12 protein-coding genes and 2 pseudogenes are annotated in these 21,072 nt (G+C 60.2%); 6 read left to right on the top strand and 8 right to left on the bottom strand.

Going from position 1 to position 21,072, the window contains the following annotated elements:
* Nucleotides 1-372: 372 nt before the first annotated feature.
* From XH96_RS24705 to XH96_RS24675, 7 genes are all read right to left on the bottom strand, one after another.
* Nucleotides 373-606 carry a hypothetical protein gene (locus XH96_RS24705; protein WP_194388057.1) on the bottom strand — a complete coding sequence of 78 codons (234 nt, stop codon included), beginning with the start codon at nt 604-606 and terminating at the stop codon, nt 373-375.
* Between the two features lie 170 nt (nt 607-776).
* Nucleotides 777-1,253, bottom strand: a complete 477-nt coding sequence (locus XH96_RS24700; RefSeq protein ID WP_194388056.1) for a hypothetical protein — start codon at nt 1,251-1,253, stop codon at nt 777-779.
* Nucleotides 1,231-2,085, bottom strand: a complete 855-nt coding sequence (locus tag XH96_RS24695; RefSeq protein WP_194388055.1) for a hypothetical protein — start codon at nt 2,083-2,085, stop codon at nt 1,231-1,233. The genes XH96_RS24700 and XH96_RS24695 overlap by 23 nt, the downstream gene beginning before the upstream one ends.
* A 296-nt stretch (nt 2,086-2,381) precedes the next feature.
* On the bottom strand, nt 2,382-8,075 hold the full coding sequence (locus XH96_RS24690) for a LamG-like jellyroll fold domain-containing protein (RefSeq protein ID WP_194388054.1): 5,694 nt from the start codon (nt 8,073-8,075) through the stop codon (nt 2,382-2,384).
* A 149-nt stretch (nt 8,076-8,224) separates the two neighbouring features.
* On the bottom strand, nt 8,225-10,243 hold the full coding sequence (locus tag XH96_RS24685; protein ID WP_194388053.1) for a DEAD/DEAH box helicase: 2,019 nt from the start codon (nt 10,241-10,243) through the stop codon (nt 8,225-8,227).
* A gap of 9 nt (nt 10,244-10,252) precedes the next feature.
* Nucleotides 10,253-12,406 (bottom strand): peptidase M50, encoded by a 2,154-nt coding sequence (locus XH96_RS24680; RefSeq protein ID WP_194388052.1) that lies wholly within the window; start codon nt 12,404-12,406, stop codon nt 10,253-10,255.
* A gap of 10 nt (nt 12,407-12,416) precedes the next feature.
* Nucleotides 12,417-14,333 (bottom strand): HlyD family efflux transporter periplasmic adaptor subunit, encoded by a 1,917-nt coding sequence (locus XH96_RS24675; RefSeq protein ID WP_194388051.1) that lies wholly within the window; start codon nt 14,331-14,333, stop codon nt 12,417-12,419.
* A gap of 214 nt (nt 14,334-14,547) precedes the next feature.
* On the opposite strand from XH96_RS24675, the gene XH96_RS24670 reads away from it, so the two are divergent.
* From XH96_RS24670 to XH96_RS24645, 6 genes and pseudogenes are all read left to right on the top strand, one after another.
* Nucleotides 14,548-15,435 (top strand): efflux RND transporter periplasmic adaptor subunit, encoded by an 888-nt coding sequence (locus XH96_RS24670; protein ID WP_194388050.1) that lies wholly within the window; start codon nt 14,548-14,550, stop codon nt 15,433-15,435.
* A 159-nt stretch (nt 15,436-15,594) separates the two neighbouring features.
* Nucleotides 15,595-15,966 carry a hypothetical protein gene (locus XH96_RS24665; RefSeq protein WP_194388049.1) on the top strand — a complete coding sequence of 124 codons (372 nt, stop codon included), beginning with the start codon at nt 15,595-15,597 and terminating at the stop codon, nt 15,964-15,966.
* A gap of 609 nt (nt 15,967-16,575) precedes the next feature.
* A complete protein-coding gene (locus XH96_RS24660; RefSeq protein ID WP_194388048.1) occupies nt 16,576-17,190 on the top strand; it encodes a transglutaminase-like cysteine peptidase in 615 nt (204 codons plus the stop codon).
* A gap of 290 nt (nt 17,191-17,480) precedes the next feature.
* On the top strand, nt 17,481-18,041 hold the full coding sequence (locus tag XH96_RS24655; RefSeq protein WP_194388047.1) for a hypothetical protein: 561 nt from the start codon (nt 17,481-17,483) through the stop codon (nt 18,039-18,041).
* 19 nt (nt 18,042-18,060) lie between these two features.
* On the top strand, nt 18,061-19,179 hold the full coding sequence (locus XH96_RS24650; protein WP_194388046.1) for a UDP-N-acetylglucosamine pyrophosphorylase: 1,119 nt from the start codon (nt 18,061-18,063) through the stop codon (nt 19,177-19,179).
* A 194-nt stretch (nt 19,180-19,373) separates the two neighbouring features.
* Nucleotides 19,374-20,789: pseudogene (locus XH96_RS24645) on the top strand (IS30 family transposase).
* 16 nt (nt 20,790-20,805) lie between these two features.
* On the opposite strand, the pseudogene XH96_RS24640 reads toward XH96_RS24645, so the two are convergent.
* Nucleotides 20,806-21,057, bottom strand: a pseudogene (locus tag XH96_RS24640) (DDE-type integrase/transposase/recombinase); the annotation flags it as partial.
* Between the last annotated feature and the right edge of the window lie 15 nt (nt 21,058-21,072).

The raw sequence follows: 21,072 nt of genomic DNA, 5'->3' as shown, positions 1-21,072 counted from the left end.
GATGCGCGTTCCGTGCCGAACTTGAGAAGCTTCTCCATTGCGCCGCCCGACATCGATCGGGATTCACGTGGGCGGACTGCGACGATGCGCTTCGCCGCGCTCAAACCGGAAGATCGACGACTATCTGGAGAGTCTCGACAGCGGTCACAACAGGAGCAGCGCGCCGGCATGAGCCGCGACTGGGGCCGCGTCGCGCTGAAACCGCATTCGTCCACCTACGCAGGTGTGGCCTGCCGGTCGGGAGGGCGGTGGGACCCGGCTTGCAAACCGCGCGGGCTTGAAGCTGGCCGCCGCTCCCTCGCTGCTCGTACGCCATACGCCCCGAGCCGGATCATTCGACTTCGCGCGGTACAGAGTCCGATCACGTCGCGCCTAGTCCGGTTTGCGCTGACGGCGCCTGATTATCCAATACGCCGCATATGCAACTGCGGCGAAGGATAGCCCCGCGCCCGCGACCGGTCCAGGTGCGCCCTGTGCTGTTCCCTGACCGACGTAGGTGTAGCTTTGGTCAGGAGGAAAGAACAGTGTAGCCGTAAAATAGACGCCGGCCGGGATCGCTGCGGCCATCGTGAGGAAAATGGCAAGAACCCACCCGGGCAACGTCATGGCTCTTCTCCTGCAGTTTATAAAATAAATATTTCAAATATTATAATCACCAGAATTTAAAATAGGTGTCAATATAAATCTTGGATGGAGACCGATGGAGAATGCGCGCGCGACGATTTGACGCCGGTACCATCAAAATCCGATGGTCGCACGAGAAGGTCGAAGCTGAATCACGCGGTGCGATTCTGAATTTCAGCCCATGGAAGCCGTTCTGCATTGCAGCCCAAGCTCTCCGCCACGTCGATGACCGGGGTGATGTGTCGAACGAATCCAAGTTCGCGAAGAAATCTCGACCACAGATAATGAAGCACCGTCCAGGCTATCGGCTGTTGCGCGTACACTTGGCCCCGAAACACGACGAACGAGCGATCGGTTCCTGTTGCCAGATGTCGAACGAGATTTCTGTTGGAGCCGTCAGGAGTAAGCTTTGCGACTTGCAACTGACATGACGCTCTGGTGGCGCGGATGATCAGAGTGCCAGTCGTAACTTCATTGGTCGCTACGACGCTGAAGTGATTTTGTTCGAGGAATCTAACGAGATCCTCTCTTAGCTGGCCTGGATTTTCAAATGGGATCGCAATCTTCCACGCAGTGGCCAGCAATAGCACGGCCGCGATAACCCAGTTAAAGCGGGCGGAGCAGTTCACGCCTCACCCCCAGCATGCAGAAGCCGACCGTCAGGCCCAAAATGGCTGTGTTCGCGACCGCGCCTCCCCACCAACTATGGAACATGGCGTAGTGCCATTGGCTCAAGCCCATAAAGCTTATACGAGTGACATTCACGGCTACGACCGAGAAGCAAGCCATTAGACACCAGAATAGATCGTAAGCAGATCTCTTGTGGCGGGCTAACTGGCTCACGGTCACCCAGCAGAGAAATGCAAGCGACACGTTTGCGAGCGAGGAACAGCCCGGCAGAATGACCAGAACGCCGGACGCGTCGGCAAATTCGACGACGTCTCCGGTTCGGGGGGTACGCAATATCCAACCGACGAGTGCGGCGTCGATCCGCAAAATTAGCTCGGCAAAGAAATGAAAGAACAACCGGCTCCAAAGCATGGGCACAGTAACGGCAAGAAGGATGAGAGCGCCACGCCGTGTCGAAGAGGCATCGGACGTGCTGATGACATAGAGACTGAGCGCGGATACTGCCAGCCAACTGGCGGGACCTACCGGTAGAATGGCGAGCAGCACAAAGGCCGCTCCCAAGACGAGTTCTGAAGAACGAATCCCAATCGTTCGCTCTTGAAGAACGAGGGAAACTCCAGCGACACATGATATCCAAACGATTACACTGATCTCAAACGTGTCGAGAAGCGCATCGAGCCATCCAAGTCCGTGGATCGATTGAATGACACGGGACGCTAGACCGCTGGCGCAGCCCAGAGCAAATAATCCTGCGAAGAATCCGCCACGAGTTAGATCCTTCACCAGGGGCGATGCGTAGCTTCCGACAATCGGTTCATCCGAAGCAGTCATAATATAGTGCCTCGTGCTACCTCAACTTAGTCGTGAAAGGCCCCGGCGACAACCGGAGCGCCATTTCGAACCGTCTAAGATCTCTCCATCCCTGGAGCCCCCGCGGTGGTCGAGCACATGCATGGCTCCTCGCAAGCCATCGTCCTCCTCGGTCCGGCGCCTCGGTGCGTCAGTTCGACCGACCAGCTGCCAGACGACTGGGCTCGTGTGGGTACGTTGGCTATTCAGGGCATTGCTACGCACGAGGTGGTGCACGACGGCATTGCCGCATAGGCCTCGGGATCGCGGCATGCGGACTAACCCACTGCCTTGAAGGTCGCGACTTGCATCACCCATGCCGCGGAGCCCTGGAGAGACGCGGTCGCATTGTAGGTACCCGTGGCGGTTACGAACCGGTCTTGAGCGATATCAAGGTCGGGGGTCGTAATGACACGCGTGGTAAAACCACTGCCCGCCCCCGTAAACCCACCGACGGTCGTTCCGGCACCAAAAATGAGTTGGTGCGCGGTGGAGGTCGTAACGGCTCCACTGTTTGCCGAATTGGTAGTGCCAGACGCCGAGGTGCCCACGTCAAACGGATTGATGGGAGCGAGACCACTGTACTCCAGAGCGCGAATGTCCACGTATTGAGTCGCAGTGTTGAAGGTCACTGTCACAGTGTTGGCGCCGGCGGCCGCTTGCTTGATATTCGGGGCGTAGTAGATGGCCTGGCTGATACCGCTGCCTCGCGCCGTCGGGACGGAGAGCTGATAGACGTTGCCGGCCGAGTCCGTGATTGACGTGATGTTCGATGTCGTATTGTTCCATCCGATTACGAGGATGTTTGTATTCCCCGTCGTCTGGGCGTTCGTGTAGGCAACCGATACCTGAGTCTGGTTGGATTGCGGGGTGGCGTAATTCGCTTGGACGAATGCCAACGGTGCCGGCGCCGTGACTGCATTGTACATGGCAGTGTAGGTGGCACCGCCAACGGGAACGACAATAATGTGGTCCTGAGTTCCGCCATCCGACCACGAAACGAAGTTGTAGGTGGTCGCGCCGACCGTCGTGTTGCGGGCTTCGATTTCGTGGTTGAAGCCGATGAGCGTATCGTAGGTGAAAGGTGTCGTACGCGCGATACCGTCCAGGTAAAGCGTGAGTCCGGCCGGCGCCGTGCCGAAGTCTAGATTGACCTTATCAGGGAAGATCGTGACGGATTGGCTCGATTGCAGCCCGCTGGAATCGGTTACAGTCAGCATTATGCGGTACCGCGTGAACCCGCTGAAGTCGTGCCCGGAGGTCGGGATCGTGAGCGTGCCGCTGGTCACGCCGGTGATCGGGATGCCCGGATGAACATGACCTTCGTGGAGGAAGTCGATATTCCAGGTGTAGGCACTTGCGGGGAGTGTACCATCTTCGGCATCGGTCGCGGTGCCGCTGAATGTGATGACGTCGCCTGCCCTGAAGGTCGCGCCATCGGTTGGCGCAAGGAGGCTGACAACGGGACTATTGCCGACGCTGATCGCGATCGGGGTCGATAGCGTGGAATTGACTCCGTCGGAGACCGTCAGCCGGGCCTGATACGGGCCGGAGACTGTATATGTGTGCGACGGGTTGGCCGCGGTCGAAGTCGCGCCGTCACCGAAGTTCCAAGAATAGGTGAGAGGCTTTCCTTCCGGATCAGATGAACCGTCGCTGGAGAAGTCGACGGTGAGCGGGCTGGGTCCTTTCGTTGGTGATGCCGAAGCCGTCGCGACCGGTGGCAGATCCGATTGAATGAATTCGATGCGGCGGATTTTGCTTACGCCGAATGTACCGCTGATATCGGAGTAGCCGAGGTCGACATAGTAAAGCGCGCCATCGGGGCCTTCGGTCAAGTAGACAATGTCCCCGTAGGGGCCATCTACCGAGCCGTCGGCTGGCTCGAAGTTGAAGACGCCGGTGACGCTTCCGTTGGCGTCAAACGTCATGCGCTTGATCCAGTTCTGAGTGTAATCCGCAAAAAAGAAGCTGCCCTGATAGCTGCTTGGGAACTGCGTGCCGTGATAGACAAACCCGGCGACGACTGCGGCGTCGCGGCCGTTGTGCGGATAATAGTAAGCTGGTCCAGTGTAGGCGGGATTCCCATTCGGAGTTTCTACGTTCGGCCAGCCGTAGTTGGCACCCTTTGCTCCGATGTCGATTTCCTCGATTGCAGTCGAGTAGACGTTCCCGCCAACATCGCCAATGATCAGCCGCCCTGTGGGCGCGTCGTAGTAGGCGCGGAAGGGATTCCGCAGACCAAGTGCCCATACCGCATCGTAGTTCGGCCCGTTGCCGTCATAGAACGGATTGTCAGTGGGAACGGTACCGTCCATGTTGTATCGCAGGATCTTGCCGCGCGGCTTCGTGAGATCCTGAGCTTCGCCAGCCTGAAAGTGCTCCCCGGTCGTGAGAAGGATCTTGCCGTCGTTGCTGAAGTTGATTGCTCCGCCGTGGTGCTCGGCGTTGGCAATTTCCGAGTCCTGATAAATGACGAACTCGCTGCCAGGAACGGTACCCGTCAGCGTTGCGTTCGCCGTGAAGCGCGAGAAGCGATCTACGTTCGGCGTCCCCAGCGTATAGAAGATGTAATAGTAATGGTTGGTGCTGAAGTTTGGGTCGAGCGCTATGTCATAGATGCCTTGCTGTACGCCCGCCGAGCCGATGTTGGTGAGTTGCAGGAAGGGCGTGGGATCGGGTGTGGTATAGGGCGGCGGCATCGTCTTGATCGTGCCGGCGAGCTCCACCACCAGCATGCGGCCGTCGGGCAGGAATTTGATCGCGGTCGGCAGATTGAAGCCCGTCGCCAGGATCTCGTTCTGGAAGAAGCTGCTGTTCGCGACGTTGACGGTTATCGGTGCTGACAGTGTCGTATGGCCGTCTATGTCGGTCGCCATCGCGGTGATAGTGTGCGCGCCATTGCTTGCCGTACGCGTGTCCCACGCAAGCGCGTAAGGATCGGTCGTATCGGGGGAGCCGGTGGCCACGTTGTCGATATAGAACTGCACATTGGCGATGCCGGTGTCGTCGGTTGCATCTGCGGTCACATTGACGATGCCGCTAACTTGCGCCCCATTGATTGGGGAATCTATCAGGACCTGCGGTGATCCGGCCGTCGGGTTGCCGACGGGCGTCGTCATGTCCGATTGCACTTGCGCAGAGGTCAGTGCGCGGTTGTAGATGCGCAGATCATCGAGCGCTCCCTTGTAGAATTGGGCGGTCGACGCATCCGCTCCGATGCGCATGGGGTTGCCGCGCGCCGTGATCGTTGCTGACAGCGCCTGCGTGTTGACGAGGGTTCCGTTGACATAGGTCATGACTTGCGCACCATCAAAGGTGATGGCGAGGTGGGACCACTGGTTGAATGGCAAAGTGGTTCCTCCGGTGGCGACGCGCGCACCACTGGATGTCCCAATATAGAAATCGGTCTGATTGCCGCCGCGCAGTTCGAGTCCATACTGGTAGTAGGGCGACGACATCGTCGTATTCCAGAACTTGCCGATGACGACAGAATCGCCGCTCGCGAGCGACTGGGGATTGATCCACATCGACAATGTGAGGGCATTACCGGAAATGTTGGTCGAGGCGGAGTTTGGAATGGAAATGAAGTCGTTGACTCCGTCAAAGCTCGCGGCGCGGCCATTCTTGCCGGCTATCCAGGCAACGCCGTTGTTGAGTGTCGCCAGGTTCGACTGCCCTGAGGAGTCGCCCGCAGTCGTTCCCGATCCCTCATCGAAGGAATAGGCAGCGACCAGACCCGGTGTTTGAGTGTTTGACACCGTGATGCTGACGGGCAGCGAATCGCCGGTGTTTCCGGAGGTATCCCGTGCGCGTGCCGCGATCGTGTGGACGCCATTCGCGACCGTCGTCGTGTCCCAGCTGACGCTGTAGGGTGATGTCAGGTCTTCGCCCCCGCCGACCGCGATATTGTCCACCAGGAAGGTCACGCCCGCCACCCCGGCATTGTCGGATGCATTGGCACTGATCGTTATCGTACCTGAGACGGTCTCCGATCCCGTCGGCCCTGTGATCGTGGCCGTAGGTAGTGTCGTGTCGGGCGTCAGCGTGGTGGCACTGGCCGGTATGGACTGTCCGGAGAGGTTCGACGCCGCGTCCCTCGCCCGCACGGTATAAGTGTAGGATGTGCCTGGCGACAGGCCGGTATCGCTGAACGTGGTCGTCGTCGGGGTGCCAACCTGCGCACCATTACGGAAGACCTGATAACCGGTGACCGCAACGTTGTCGGGCGAGGCGTTCCACGACAGATTGATCTGCGTTGTCGAAGCCGCGGTCGCCGTGAGGCCTGTAGGAGTCGATGGCGGCGTGGTATCCTGGGTGGCGGTCGTCGTGAATGTAGCGTTTGAGCTGATCCTTTCGTTCCCGGCAGCGTCGATCGAACGGACGCGGTAATTGTAAGTCGTGTTGGGAGCAAGGCCGGTTAGCGCAACGCTGTGTGCCGTCACCAGGGTTGCATCAAGTGTTGTCGAGGACCCGTAACTGGTCGTCAGCCCATACTCGACCCGCGAAGTGGCGGCTTCATCGGTTGTCCACGTGACTTGTGCGGTACTGCCGGTAATATTCGTTGCTGTCCGCCCGGAAATCGTTGGTGCGGTCGTGTCGAGCACGATGGTATCAGTCACCGCCGCAGACCAGTTGCCCGCGGCGTCCATGAACTGAACATAGACCGTCTTGGTGCCTGTTGCACTCGATAACGTCCAGGACTTGGTCGGGGCGAAGGCTTCCGCCGTCGAATACGAGCTCCCGCTGTTGGAGAAGCGCATCTGCTTGACGGACGTCACCGCATCGGTCGCTGTGAGCGTCAGCGTGACCGACGTGCTGTTGGTCGCCGCTGCGCCGCCGTTGATCGTCACCGTACCGGTTGGCGCTTGATTGTCGACGGTGATGTTGACCGGCGTCGAGTTGGTTATGTTATTGGCAGCATCGCGTGCCTGCGCGGTCAGCGTATGCAAGCCATTCGATGCCGCGCTCGTGGTCCATGAGACGCCGTACGGCGAAGTGGTATCCTCGGTGCCGATCAGGGTGTTGCCGTCCAGCAGGAACTTGACGCCGGCAACGCCGATGTTATCCGAAGCGCTCGCTGCAAGATTCACGGTGCCGGATACGATCGAGCTCGGAGACGTGAGGGACACGGTCGGGGCAATGGTGTCTGCCGTTCCGGCAAGAGGAGTTGCCATATCGGTCTGGATCTGATCGGGGGTGAGCGCATGATCGGCGATGCGCACGTCATCGATAAGACCAGGAAACGCGAAGCCTGTACGGCCCGGTCGACTACCGATATTCACGTTGGCCGTCGAATTCTGCTGCGAACTCGTGACTGTGCCCATCAACTGTCCGTTGTCGAGGACACCATTGAGATAGACGTTCAAGGTTTGGCTCGCAGCGTCATAGACACCGGCGACGTGATACCAGGTGTCGGACTGCAGCGCTGTCGCGCCGTAGCGGAACATCTGTCCGCCCGAGCTGTTGGTGAGTTTAAATCCGATCGTGCGAGGTCCGGTATCCGCTGTGATGTCAAGCTGGTATCCAGATTCACCCCAGTTGCGCTTGGACACAACGGGCGCATCGTCGGCGGGGAAGGAACGGACGTAAACCCACGCACTGAGGGTCATGCTGCCAGTCAATTGCAGCGCACTCGGATTCCCGAGATCGACGTAGTCGTTCACGCCGTCGAGTGCGACCGCATTGCCGTATCTTCCGGCTGTGAAGGTCGGACCGTTCGTGAGCGTGCCGATGATGCCGTGACCGGACGCATCTGCCGTCGTGGTGCCCGAGACCTCGTTGAAGGCGTAGCCTGCGGTGGTGCCGAGGGGATCCGCGGCAAGCAGCATGCGTGGCTCGAGCACCTCGAGGATCAGCGGCGAATGGCCAGCATCGCCCTTACGATCGACGATCGTCTTGCGATCGCTCGTCGCGCTGTCGTGAAGGATCCGTCGCGAGAAATGGCCGAACAAGCCCCAGGAACGTGACATCGATGTCTCCGAATGCCGGAACCGAAATCGCTAGTGCATAATAATTTATTTAATGTGCATTTTATTAATACCACAATGCGCTGCTCTCGCTACTGGTTTATAATAGTTTCTGGAAAGAATATAATAATTGGGTTCAGCAAGGCGAGCCGTCATTCAGTCCCGGCGAAGCTGAGAATTCTGTTGATGCGAAGATCTTCGCTGAGCGCAGTCCGTCTGGCTCGCCCGTGCAGACGCTCCGCCGCATGCTGGCCATAGCTGCGGAGTGCGCGTCCTATTGCTCCTGAAATCGGCTGCGCCCGTTTCGATCTCTTGCCCAGCAACCGAAGAAGCTTCGGGTTCATAAATCGTCTGAAGAGCTCATCATCGAGCGCGACGATCGTTTCGTAGCTGCCGGGATCACCCTGGCGGCCGGCGCGCCCAAAGAGTTGGCGGTCGATGCGGCGAGACTCGTGATATTCAGTCAGGATGACATGCAGGCCGCCTCGGCTCCGGACCACAGGATGCAGCTGTATGTCGGTGCCGCGGCCGGCCATGTTGGTAGCGACGGTAATTCGGCCCGGCTGACCCGCGCCCGCAATGATCTCGGCCTCTGCGTGGTCCTGTCGCGCGTTAAGAACCTCGGATTCGAGTCCGGATTGGCTGAGCAACCGCGAAATTTGCTCAGAGGCTTCAACCGAGCGGGTCCCGACGAGCACGGCGCGGCCCTTGCGAACGATGTCGTGAACAGAATCGACCACGGCGTCCCATTTGAGGTCGGCCGTCGGAAACATGCGTGCGCCGGCATTCGTTCGTCGTAATGGTCGGTTCGTTGGGATACGTGCAACTCGGAGGCCATAAATGCCGTACAGTTCTCCCGTGGGCTCGATCGCCGTGCCGGACATGCCGCAAAGATGCATGTAGCGCCGAAAGAACCGCTGATATGTAATCTGCGCAAGGGTCGTGCGTCGCTCCGTGATGGTGCAACGTTCCTTGGCTTCGATGAGCTGGTGAATGCCGCCTTCCCACGAACGGTCCGGCATGACGCGCCCGGTATATTCGTCGACGATCTGAACCTTGCCATCGGCGACGATGTACTGAACGTCGCGTCGGTAGAGATGAAGGGCGGCAAGTGCATGTTGAACGAGTTCCTCACGGGCGCGCCGGATTGCCCATAGGCCCGGTCGTCCTGAAGTGAACTGAGCGATCCGGCTCTCGCCGCGGGTGGTTAGCCGCACCGACTTCTCGTTTGCACGCACATGAAAGTCGTCGCCGGCCACCAGACGTCGAGCGAGATCCAGTGCGGTCTCGTAGAGGCCGTCGGTGTTCTCGGGCCCCTCTTGCGATCCGGAGAGGATCAATGGCACGCGGGCCTCATCGATCAGGACGCTGTCAGCCTCATCTACGATCGCAAAATGCAGGCCGCGCAGAAGCGGGGATTGATGGTGACCAGCAAGTCGGCTGTTGAATATCGCGTCGAGAGAAAGTCGAGAGCGGGCGCGGCGGGGGCCGAGCGCGAGCCGATCGCGGAGATAGTCGAACACAAGCTCCTTGTTGGTACAATACGTGACGTCGCTTGCGTAGGCTCTTTGCCGCTCCTGCCGCGACTGCCCGGGCTCGACGAGCCCGACGGTGAGATCAAGCGCGCTGTAGACAGGTGCGAGCTGTTCGGCGTCGCGGCGCGCGAGATAGTCGTTGACCGTAATGATATGAACCGGACGTCCCATGAGTGCGGCGGTGATCGCCGGCAGCAACGCCGTCAAGGTCTTGCCTTCACCGGTTTCCATTTCGGCGACCGCGCCTCCCATCATGGCGGCGCCGCCGAGCAATTGTACCGGGAAGAGACGCTTCCCGACGTGACGTCGCGCCGCCTCGCGCGCAAGCGCGAACGAACGCGCCATTTGGTGCGAGTAGAGGGGAGCTGACAGCAATGATGCGCGCAGCTCCTCCGTGATTTCGCGCAAACGCCGGTTCGTCAGGACGGCGAACTGCGGTTCCAGATCACCGACCAGCCGGACAAAGCGGCCGAGGCGGTCGCGCGCGAGGGCCGGCTGCAGGAAGGGCAAGACCCGACCCCAAGCGTCGAGCAGGGCAGCATCGAGCCCAATCTCTCGGCGAGCCGCCTGCTCCGCGTAGGGTGCGTCCACCGCCACCGGGGCCGAACCGACAAAGTGTCGTTTGCGCTTGAGCATACTGAGCTCTCAGACCTGCAACTGAGACAGCAGCAATTGTCGGAGACGACGCCAGATCTGCTGACCCGGCGGCTCCCAATTGAAGTTGAAGCGGACGTAGGCGCGACCGCCGAACGCGGTGGCTGCCGGTGCATTCTCGGGCAGTAGCAGATCAATTTGAAAGACGCGCTGCAGCGTCTTCAGCCCCTCGGGATCGCTGGGGTCGACAGTGAAGGCGCCGCCGCCGGAGCCCCCCAAAGCCCTGCTGGGGAGAACGTCACGGCCTGACGGTATTTCGCGAATAGACTCTACTGGCAGCGTCTCATCAGGGCGCTCTGCCAGTTTGACTTCGGCGCTCTGCAGCCGATGGCGAACGAGGTCGATGTCGTCCTGACGGATTGTTGCGCGCACGACTCGTGAACCGGGAGCAAGTACGTAGCCGATTTGTTGCCCTTCGCGCAGGAAGCGTCCTGGCAGATCTTGTGGTTCCATAACGGAGAAGGTGCCCTCGCTGCGGCTCTGCACGATGAGGCGTGCGGCGCGATCGGTTGCGGTCGCGAGCTCGGCGCGTGCTTGTCCCAATTCCGTCGTGGTGATCTCTGCGCTCGCCCGGTCGGTAAAGCGCTCGATGGCAAGCCTCGTCTCGAGCTCGGCGACCCGTGCGCGAAGAATTGCAAGCTGGGCCTTGAGTGTCGATTCTTCGCTTTCGACGAGCGCTTCCCCGGCTGTGACGTGCACGCCCGGACGGACCAGAAGTGCGCGCGCGAAGCCATCGGTTCTCGCGCGCACGATAGCGTTCTCCGGCAACCAGACGACGCCTTCCGTCGTGCTGTAAGAAGGGGCCGGAACCAGGAAAACCATCACCGCGGCGGCCAGGATCATGCCGAAGGTCGCTGTTACTGCGCGGGCGCGATTGCGATGAAGCCTCGGGCTCGCGAGCACGAACCACAGTGCCTTGCCGATCGGCAGCGCAACACCTGTCAGCAGACTCCAGACTGCGATCGAGACGCCGAGGGCGAGATACTGCGAGGCAACGAACACGGCGATCGCGAGCATCACGACCTGTCGGTAGAGGAAAGCGACCGGTGCGTAGAGAAGGAGCCAAGTTCGTTCGCCGGTCGTGGCCACGAATTCCCCCGGTTCATCGGCGCGAAACGCGTGACGATTGACTAGGTAGCCCCAATACCGGGTAGCGCGCTGCGCCAGGTTCGGGATCTCCAGCAGGTCCGCGAGAATGTAGTAGCCATCATAACGCAGGAGTGGATTACCATTGTAGAGCAGGGTCGAGACGCCGGCAACGGCCAGTGCGTCGAATGCGAGCGCACGGACAAGTCCAGCCTCCACGGTGAGCCATACGTAAAGCGCGAGCGCAGCGAAGAACACTTCGACGATCATTCCGGCCGCGCCGACAAGAGCGCGCCTCCACTTGCTGCGGAATGCCGATGCCGCAGAGGCGTCAACATAGGGCAGCGGGGCGAACACCAGGATCATTACTCCGAATTCGGGTACCGTTCCCCCGAACGCAGTGACCGCAAATCCGTGCCCAAATTCATGCAAGGCCTTGAGCAGGAGATACACCAGCGCGAGCAAAAGAAGGTTATCGGTGGCCAGGATTCGGTCGGAGGCGTCGGCCGTTAGTTCCTGCCAGTGTTGGGCCGCAAATAGAGGCGCCGGCAACACCACCAGCAGCCACAGCACGGCACCCGGCAAGCCGAATAACCATTCTGCAAGTGGCCGGGTACGCTCGAAAAACCTGACCGGATGCCAGAGCGGAATCCGCAGGGCCAGCGGGTAGAGCACGTTGCCGAGCCACCTGGATCGTTTGGCTTTCGAAGCACGTGCGACCAGCGCGCTTGGATCCGGAGTCACTTCGGTTTGTAGCAGGTCGTAAGCGCTGAGTTCGGCCAACAACTGGATGACATCGCTCTGGCTCGGGGTGTCCTCCGCGAGAGTGGTTCCGGCCTCGTGCCAGATCTGGTCAACCGTTCGCGCGCCGTCCATCGCGGCCACGATCATGTAGCCGGCGCGCGACAAGCGGTGCATGCGGCCGGTCGCGTGATCCTGCACGACATACCAAGTGCAACCCCGATACCGATGTCGGTAGACCGAGGTGTGGTCGCGAAGCTTCGGCCTGCGTTGCGCGACGCGATACCAGGATGAGCTTAGAAACGGGGCTGCGGTCATGTTGCCCCTCTCACGGCAGGTACTTCCACGCGGCAAGGCGCAGCCAATCGATGACAGGATGCATCCAGATCCACGCAAGCGAGCGTCGTCCGGAGTTGATCTTTGCAACGCCTTCCATTCCGGGGCGCAATGCAGGGCCTGGTTCCGAGAGGCGGGCCTCAATTCGAAAAGCATTGCGTCCTTCCTCGGCGAGCGTAACCGGCGTGATCTTGGTCAGGGTCATCGGCGCCGGTTCGCCGGGCCTGCCTGCGAATGCGACGGTTCCGCTTTGTCCGACCGCCACGAAGCGAACGTCACGTTCGTCGACTTGAATGATCAAGCGATAGGAATTGAGTGGCGCCACTTCGAACAGCGTCTTTCCCTTCTCCACGGGAGAGCCGAGCATCTGGCTCAGGTCGCCGGAGACGACGACACCGTCGAACGGAGCGAGTATCCGGGTGCGCGCGAGCTTGTCCTCCGCAAGAGCCAACTGGGCCTCCGCCTGCCGGATCTGCGGTTCCAGTACCACGAGGCCATTGCGATTGTGCTTGGCGAGCGCCTCGCGATCGCGCTGAAGTAGCTTGTCGAGTTCGGCTCGCCACTTCAACCGATCGAGAACGAGGTCCCGGTCGTCGAGCAGGGCGAGAAGATCGCCCTGCCGCACCGTGTCGCCAGCCCGAGCCGGGGCCGCTCGAACGAATCCGTCGAACGGAGCCACAGCTGCGCGCTGCACTTCGGCCTCAAGCACCGATTTCGCGGTGACGCGGTGTTCGCCCTTCGCAAAGACTAAGGTCAGCGCAAGCACCATGACACTGCCGATGCAGAGCTTGAGGGTCGGCCGCCGTGGGCCGAACAATGCCGCGCATCCGTCGCCAATACCGTCAACCGCACGCCCGCCCAGGAGCCGGTTCGCACGCAGCTGCAATCCGATCTGAGGTCCCAGCAGCGCCGCGATCCCTTCCACCAACTTCAGCGCGTCGTCCGTAAAGGGATCGGCGCGGTGACGTTCCAAGGTGAGAGCGCCGGTCGGTTCTCCATGGGGCCCGACCAGTATGGCTGACATCGTCGACGAGCCGGGCGCCTTTGCTTCCTCCGCCAACGCCCGATGGGCGACGGCCACGACGCGCCCCATCCTCGGCAATGGTGGATAAGCGACGCATCCACGCTGCTCGATCGCTTCTTCCATTGCGCTCTCGATCGCATTGACGAGGCGGCTCTCGCGTTTGAAGCTGGCCGAGAACGAAACTGCGCGCAGGCTGATTGTGCCAATTCGGCCGACGATACCCAGCGACGCGCGCTCGCACCGCAGGCGGGTTGCCAGCTCATTGACGACCGCGATTGCCATGCCGCTCAGCCGCGGCTGCGCGTTCACCGTGGCGAGGAGGTCGAGGCACGATGCGGCTCGCGTTACGTCAGAGGAGAGATCCTTGGTGCGCCTGGCCCAGGGCAATGACTCGAGCCAGCCCGCGCCCCAGCGCAATTGCTCAGCGACGATGGCCGGAGTGACCAGGGGCCTGGCGGCCGTCGTCGTCAATGCGATGGCCACAGCCGCAATCGGCTCGTTCGTAGTGCCCAGCGGCAGAGCAACTATCAGGACCACAGGTTGCGCGGGCCGTGAATCAGGACCGACGCGACCGGGAGCAACGACCAGGCGGCGCTCTGCGTAGGCGGTCTCGGCCAGGCGCATGAGATCGCTGGCGTCGATATCCCGAGGTGGCCACGTTACCGATAGTAACGGCGCAGCTGAATCAACCCGGCGCATGAGCAACAGGCCCGCTGACACGCCGGCAATACGGCTGCATTGCAGCGCCAGCCAGGCCGCAACAAATGTCGCTTCGTTCTCCGCATTCAGCAATCCCTGCCAGTGCGGCGACGTCGTGGCATCTGCGGGCATCCGCCGCAATTGTGGGGCGGAGCCCCCGCTTGCTGTCAAGTCGGGCTCAGACATGTGCCGTCCAGAAGAAGTGCCGACCAATGTCGTGGTGGTGCTGCGGGAGGGGGCTGCCATCCTGCGCCAATCCATTGGACGATATTATTTTTGAGTTATGTCACTTTAAGATTATTAAATCCAATTGATATTATATACAATGGGGCGGAAGCGGAATTCGATGGGAACTCGCATGATGCGCCCAATTGAGGGAATTGTCCGCCGAGTGCAGCGGATGAACTACATCGTGTTGTGCTTGTCCCTGCCGGTGGGGATCTTGCTTGCCGGTTCCGCTGCGAGGGCAGAGACCCCGGAAATCTCGGCGGGGGAGCGGGAATTCAATTGCGTGATCGAGCCGCAACAAACCGTCAAGCTGGCGAGCCCGGCGGTCGGTACGATCGCGCGCCTTGATGTTGATCGCGGTGATATCGTTCGGCAGGGCCAGGTCATTGGCAAGATCGAAGATGGAGTCGAGGCCGCAACGCTGGCGCTCGCGCGGGCTCGCGCGACCAATGATGCCCCGGTGAAGTCGGCCGAAGCCCGCGCGCAGTTCCTACGCCAGAAACACGAGCGTCTGAAAGAGCTTCATGAAAGGTCCGTCAGTCCTCTCGCGTCACTCCAGGAAGCCGAAGCGGAGGTGCAGGTTGCCGAACAGCAGCTCAAGGAGGCGCGGCTCAACAAGGAGCTCGCTCGTCTGGAGGTCGCGCACGCCGAAGAGGTTTTGAATCAACGCGAGCTGCGTAGCCCGGTCGACGGCGTGGTGGTCGAGCGGCTTCTCGTTCCGGGTGAATATCGAAATGACCAGAGCCCGGTCCTCACGCTCGCACAGATTGATCCGCTGAGGGTCGAAGTGTTCGTGCCCACCGCATATTTTGGTCAGATCCATACCGGCAGCAGAGCCAAGGTGCGACCGGAGCCGCCCATCGGGGGCGTCTATGTCGCCTCTGTCGCAATTGTCGACAGTGTACTCGACGCTGCCAGCGGAACGTTCGGGGTGCGTCTTGCCTTGCCGAACCCGCGTTTGGCGCTGCCGGGGGGAATTCGCTGCAAAGTCGCCTTCGTGTTGGACGGTGACAATCCGGCTCTTATGGCTGGTGACGCGGCGTCATCCCGCCAAAAATAGAGTGCGGGATCATTGCGGGAGCCTGAAGCGGTTGATTTTGACGAGATCGAAGTGCGGTTCGCTGAATCTCCGAAGTGAATTGCGCTTGTATCTTATTTAATTGTGGTTTTTAATATTGTAAATTTATGGCAAGTAGGTTGTCGGAGCTGGAATTTAAATATGGCACTGAATTCCGTTGAAGACATCGAGTTCGTCGGCGAAATCGAATGGGATGGCAAGGCCATCGTGGTTGGGGCAGCGACCCCGTTTGGGCGCGTGTCCTGCAGAATCCCTCGTGAGACGATCCACGCGCTCTCGATCTATTCGGACGCCCTCGAGCGCGAGATCCGTTTGGAGCGGCACCTGATTTTGGAGCGGCTTGCCCCCGCCCTACGTGCAAAGATCTCCACTTCGGGAGCAGGCGAACCAGTAGATTTGTGGCCCTGGGAGATCAGCCGCGCACGCCCTGCGGCCGTCGCGAGCGCATTACCCACCGATCAAGAGGCCCCCGGTAACATGCCGGAGGCGATGGAAAAGCCGCAGCCGTCGTGATGGCCAGCCGGGCTCGATGGCCGAGTTCGATCGGCGGCCTCAACGCGACCGAGCCGCGGCACAATAGCCCTGAATGTCCAATCCGAGCGTTCGGATTGAATCCCGCTCGTAGGCTCCATCGCAGGCGTCGGTCAGGCGTTTGCCCTGCGCGAGAAGCAATGGTGCTGGCGATTCGACTCGCATCTCCGCCCTGCGCACAGAATTGGGCGCATGACCGCGGACCAGTGCGGCGATCCCCTGTGCAGGAGATGCGTCCACTCGGTGCATCCATTCGCCTGGCGTGCAGCTGGACCGTGGGGACGAAGTTGGAGCCCGGCCGATCGCAGCGCGATGCTCGCGACACGAACGCTCCTGCCGACGACGGACGGCAGGGCCGCGCGAGAGTGGCAGCGCTCCCGGAATGGCAGCCGCCGTGTAGTTGATCTTGCTTGTCCACTGGCAGGCCGGGTCCTTTGGTCCTGGATTAATTAGTCGCATCGTTATTTTTGGTTGATAATTCTATAAAAAATAATATAATTAAATAAGAGAAGACGGTTAATCGCACGGCTCTGGCCATAGCTTCGCTGCGGCTGGATCCGAGCCTCAGTGTTGCCGCAAGGGGATCGGCAGATGTATCGAGTCTCCTGCTCCATCTTGGTTGTAGCGGTCGCCATGATGGCCGGAGGTGCCTCATGGGCGGGCGCAGGGCGCCTGGCGATGCCCACGACTCCTCAAGCTGCACCAGGCCGCATCAAACTCGGACGGCCCACGCTTCCGCCTCTGACGTACACGATGTTCTGCCAGCGCTATGAGGCCGAATGCCGGCCGCGGCGAGGCTTCCGGGGCGGTCCGGTCCGGCTGACGGGCGAGCGGTGGTTGGAACTCTTGGATGTCAATCGCATGGTCAATCTGGCCATTGTGCCGTTGCCCAACGACCACGGCCTGGCCGACGAGGCGTGGAGGATCAATCCCGATCGCGGGGACTGCAATGACTACGCCGTAAGCAAACGTCACGAACTCCTTCGGCGTGGCTGGCCGGCGCGGGCCCTGCTACTGAGCGAGGTCATCGTTGGTTCCGGACGGCATCATCTGGTGCTGCTCGTCCGCACCCTGAGCGGCGATCTCGTGCTCGACAATCTCGCCCTGGAGATCAAGCCCTGGTCGGAAATCCCCTATCGCTGGCTTCGCGTGCAAATGCCGAGCAGTCACCAGCTATGGGCGACGATCAACGGCAAAGGTGCATAATCCTGACCGCGCGAGCCAAATGCGAATCATCCTTTCCTTGCCAGTAACACAGGAGGGCGGTTCAGGACACCCCTCGAGGGCTTTCCATTCAGTTCTGGAGCGGTCTGCGGCTCTGTGACGGCTTGTGGAGGCCCTGTCGCGACATCAGGCGCTCCAGATCGTCCTCCGAAGCCCTTCTGGTTATCTATTGCCTGGCAAATCATGGTTGAGACGCTTAGGATCGGACGTGCGAGCCTTGGCGCGAGAACTGGGAGACACCAATGCGACCTAGTGACTTGTTTCACTCTCCCATGGACGACGAATTCGAGAAATGGCTATCGAAGTTTGCGACGCTCGAAGATCTATTTTCCTCTCGGGATCAGCTCTACGCCAAGCTCGGTCGGCAGCAGATCGAAGGGACCATCGAAGACCAGGCCATTGTGTCAGGGCTCGTCTACTTGGGTCGGAATAGTCACGTCAAATCGGGGGCCGTTCTAAGCGGCCCTCTGATAGTTGGCCCGGACTGCGTCATTGAATGTGGGGCGAGAATTCTTGGCAGGTCATTCATTGGGACAGGATCACAGCTTCGAGCCGGGTCATTCGTTTCTGATAGCATAGTCATGAACCGCTGTACTCTTTGCGAGAACTCCGTTGTGCAGAACTGCGTTCTCGGGTCCGACGTATTGGTCAGAGCGGGGTGTCTCGTGGGAGATGCAGCAGCTGAAACGCCAGATCTGGTGGCATTCGTCGGCGACGGAGCTAGATTGGGTCTTGGGGCTATAATCTGCCCGGGCTCGATTGTGGCTTCATCCGACAAAGTCGCGGCAGGATCCATCGTTCGCAATCCTAAGGGATCCGAGGTCTATTTTTAACAAGTCAGATGCGCTACAAATGAAGAAGCTTTCGCTTGTCGACAGACTTGAGCGCCTTGCTGAGAAGGGCGTAGATCTCGTTGATCCCCGCCAAATATTCATCGACGATGAAGTCCAACTGAATCGCATTTTTCCGGGATCTGTACTTTTTCCGGGGACCCGCTTGCTAGGGTATGGAACCGTTGTTGCTCCTGGCGCAAAGCTGGGGACCGAGGGACCGGCAACCGTTGTAAACTCGATCGTTGGAGAAGACGCGGAAATCGCCAGCGGATTTGTCACCGACTCGGTGCTTCTTTCGAAAGCTAGAATAGGCTCGAGCGGGCACGTTCGCGGGGGTACTCTCCTTGAAGAGGAGGCTTCGACTGCTCATGCGGTCGGCCTTAAGCACACGATCCTGACGAGCTTCGTAACGCTGGGTTCGCTCATTAATTGCTGCGACTGCTTCATTTCAGGGGGGCGCTCAAGGTCCAATCACACGGAAATCGGTAGCGGGTTCATTCATTTCAATTTCACCCCGTGGGGAGAAGCCGGCGACAAAGCAACTCCCTCGCTGATTGGAGACGTTCCTCAAGGAGTCTTTCTCAGGCAGGAGCGAATCTTTATAGGTGGCATCAGTGGGATGGTCGGCCCTAACCGCATAGGCTACGGCACCTTCACTGTTGCCGGACAGGTCATACGTTCGGACGTTGGAGCCAGACGAATCCATGCCGAAACGCTGCGCGGAATCGACGCTCCTTGGACCTTCGAAGCAAGAGGACTCTCTGGCCCAAGAGTCGAACGAAACCTAGAATACGTCGGCCAACTAGCGGCCCTTCGCGCTTGGTATGTTGCGGTACGGAAAGCACGCTTAACTGGCGAGCAGAGACAGTCTCATTTGGGGATGGCGATGGATGCAGCGATCCATCTCATCGATAGCAGTATGTCGGAGCGGTGGTTCAGGCTTGCTCAATTTCTTGGAGTCAGCACTCTGCCTGCCATGCAACTCCCCTTAATTGCATGTCCGTTGGCAATAGAGCCAAGCTCCATGAGCCATGTGGAATGGCTGCGGACCCTTTCTGACGATGCGATTAGTGCCGGTACAGATTGGTTGCAAGCCATCGTGCAACAGTTTGTTCGAAATAATCAAATTAGCACTTAGAATCATCACGCTGCAGATAGGTCATGCAGAGAGGAAAGTTCAGTCGCGAGTTCAAGTTCAAGGCAGCGAGGTTGTCGTTGCAATCGGCCTTGCGGCTCATCGATGCGACGATGCCGGCAGGTGAGAACTGCGATAAGCGTGTGAGCTGGGCGGATTCAAGCGGTCGTCGCAACACCAAGAAGTTGGAGGTTGCGATGAAAGTTTTGAGCCGACGTTCGGCCCGGTCAGGACGGGCGCCGTTGCCATCGCCAGGCCGGCCGTCTGCGGCTGGACGCGATGAACAGGATAGATTTTGGAAGGCGATTGCTTCAGGGCAAAGCAGCGAAGATGCTGCGCTTGCGGCCGGACTATCGCAACCTGTCGGAAGCAGACTGTTCCGAAAGGCAGGGGGCATGCCACCAGCGATGTTCAGATCTTCGGCCAAGCCTCTCTCCGGGCGCTACCTTTCATTGGTCATTGGCTGAGCGCGAGGAAATCGCCCTCCTCAGGGTGCAGGGCCATTCTACACGGGAGATAGGGCGCCGCTTGGGGCGGGATGCTTCGACGGTCTCCCGTGAACTGCGGCGGAACGCGGCCACCCGCGGCGGCGGGTTGGAGTATCGGGCAACAACTGCCCAATGGCATGCGGATCGATCTGCCCGCCGCCCCAAGTCGACCAAGCTTGCGCTCAATGCAACCTTGCGCCTTTATGTGGAGGAGAGACTTGCCGGCGGCGTCGTAGCCCCGAGCGGGGCGCATGTTCCTGGTCCGGCCGTTCCGTGGAACGGTCGCCGACATGGCCGTCGAAAGGATCGACGATGGGCCAAAGCCTGGAGTCCTGAGCAGATTGCCCGACGCTTGCCGATCGACTTCCCGGACGACAAGACGATGCGCATCAGCCACGAAGCTATCTATCAAGCTCTCTTCGTTCAGGGCCGTGGGGCGCTGCGCAGCGAGCTGACGGCCTGCTTGAGAACCGGGCGTGTATTGCGGATGCCCAGGGCGCGCGTACGCACGCGAGGCAAGGGCTTTGTCTCGCCGGAGATCATGATTAGTGAGCGCCCTGCTGAAGCTGCCGATCGAGCAGTGCCGGGACATTGGGAGGGAGACCTCATCCTCGGTCTTGGCAGCTCGGCAATCGGCACGCTGGTCGAGCGCACGACGCGCTTCACGATGCTATTGCACCTTCCCCGATTGGTGGGGCATGGCGAAGCTCCGCGCGTGAAGAACGGACCTGCGCTCGCGGGACACGGAGCCGAAGCCGTGCGCGACGCGATCACGCGCACCGTCATCACCTTGCCCGAAGAACTGCGTCGCTCGCTGACTTGGGATCAAGGAGCCGAAATGGCTCAGCACGATCGCCTCAAGATCGATGCAGGCATCCAGGTCTACTTCTGCGACCCGCAAAGCCCTTGGCAGCGCGGCACTAACGAGAACACCAACGGGCTGCTGCGGCAGTACTTCCCGAAAGGCACAGACTTGAGCGTCCACAGCGCCGACGAGATATCCGCTGTAGCAGCGGCCCTCAATGCCAGACCGAGAAAGACGCTGGGCTGGAAAACGCCGGCAGAAGCGCTTGACGAACTACTGCCTTGAGTGAAAAACAATTTGGTGTTGCGACGACCGCTTGAATCCGCCCTGCACACAGCGGTCGGAATGATGGATCAATCTGGGCTGCGGGCGTTGCTGGTTGACGGCTATCGCCAGCGCCGCCGATGCGAGTTCGACCTGCATATGGTCTTGCATGGCCCAGCCGGCAATCTTTCGGCTGAATAGATCCATGACGGCCGCCAGATACAGCCAGCCCTCCGCGGTCGGAATGTCGGCGATGTCGGCGAGCCAGGCCCGGTTCGGGGCGGAAGCCGTGAAGTCGCGCGCGATCAGGTTCGGTGCGATCGGTGTTATTCGGCATGC

Source organism: Bradyrhizobium sp. CCBAU 51765, assembly GCF_015291725.1.
In the GTDB taxonomy this organism is placed as follows: domain Bacteria; phylum Pseudomonadota; class Alphaproteobacteria; order Rhizobiales; family Xanthobacteraceae; genus Bradyrhizobium; species Bradyrhizobium liaoningense.
The sequence above is the reverse complement of the archived record's forward strand: the minus strand, read 5'-3'. Positions and strand labels throughout refer to the sequence as shown.

Excerpts from the sequence above, each read along its gene's own strand:
- XH96_RS24705 (WP_194388057.1), bottom strand. The coding sequence starts at position 606 with ATGACGTTGCCCGGGTGGGTTCTTGCCATTTTCCTCACGATGGCCGCA.
- XH96_RS24670 (WP_194388050.1), top strand. The coding sequence starts at position 14,548 with ATGAACTACATCGTGTTGTGCTTGTCCCTGCCGGTGGGGATCTTGCTT.
- XH96_RS24690 (WP_194388054.1), bottom strand. The coding sequence starts at position 8,075 with ATGTCACGTTCCTGGGGCTTGTTCGGCCATTTCTCGCGACGGATCCTT.
- XH96_RS24675 (WP_194388051.1), bottom strand. The coding sequence starts at position 14,333 with ATGTCTGAGCCCGACTTGACAGCAAGCGGGGGCTCCGCCCCACAATTG.
- XH96_RS24660 (WP_194388048.1), top strand. The coding sequence starts at position 16,576 with ATGTATCGAGTCTCCTGCTCCATCTTGGTTGTAGCGGTCGCCATGATG.
- XH96_RS24665 (WP_194388049.1), top strand. The coding sequence starts at position 15,595 with ATGGCACTGAATTCCGTTGAAGACATCGAGTTCGTCGGCGAAATCGAA.
- XH96_RS24685 (WP_194388053.1), bottom strand. The coding sequence starts at position 10,243 with ATGCTCAAGCGCAAACGACACTTTGTCGGTTCGGCCCCGGTGGCGGTG.
- XH96_RS24655 (WP_194388047.1), top strand. The coding sequence starts at position 17,481 with ATGGACGACGAATTCGAGAAATGGCTATCGAAGTTTGCGACGCTCGAA.
- XH96_RS24680 (WP_194388052.1), bottom strand. The coding sequence starts at position 12,406 with ATGACCGCAGCCCCGTTTCTAAGCTCATCCTGGTATCGCGTCGCGCAA.
- XH96_RS24695 (WP_194388055.1), bottom strand. The coding sequence starts at position 2,085 with ATGACTGCTTCGGATGAACCGATTGTCGGAAGCTACGCATCGCCCCTG.
- XH96_RS24650 (WP_194388046.1), top strand. The coding sequence starts at position 18,061 with ATGAAGAAGCTTTCGCTTGTCGACAGACTTGAGCGCCTTGCTGAGAAG.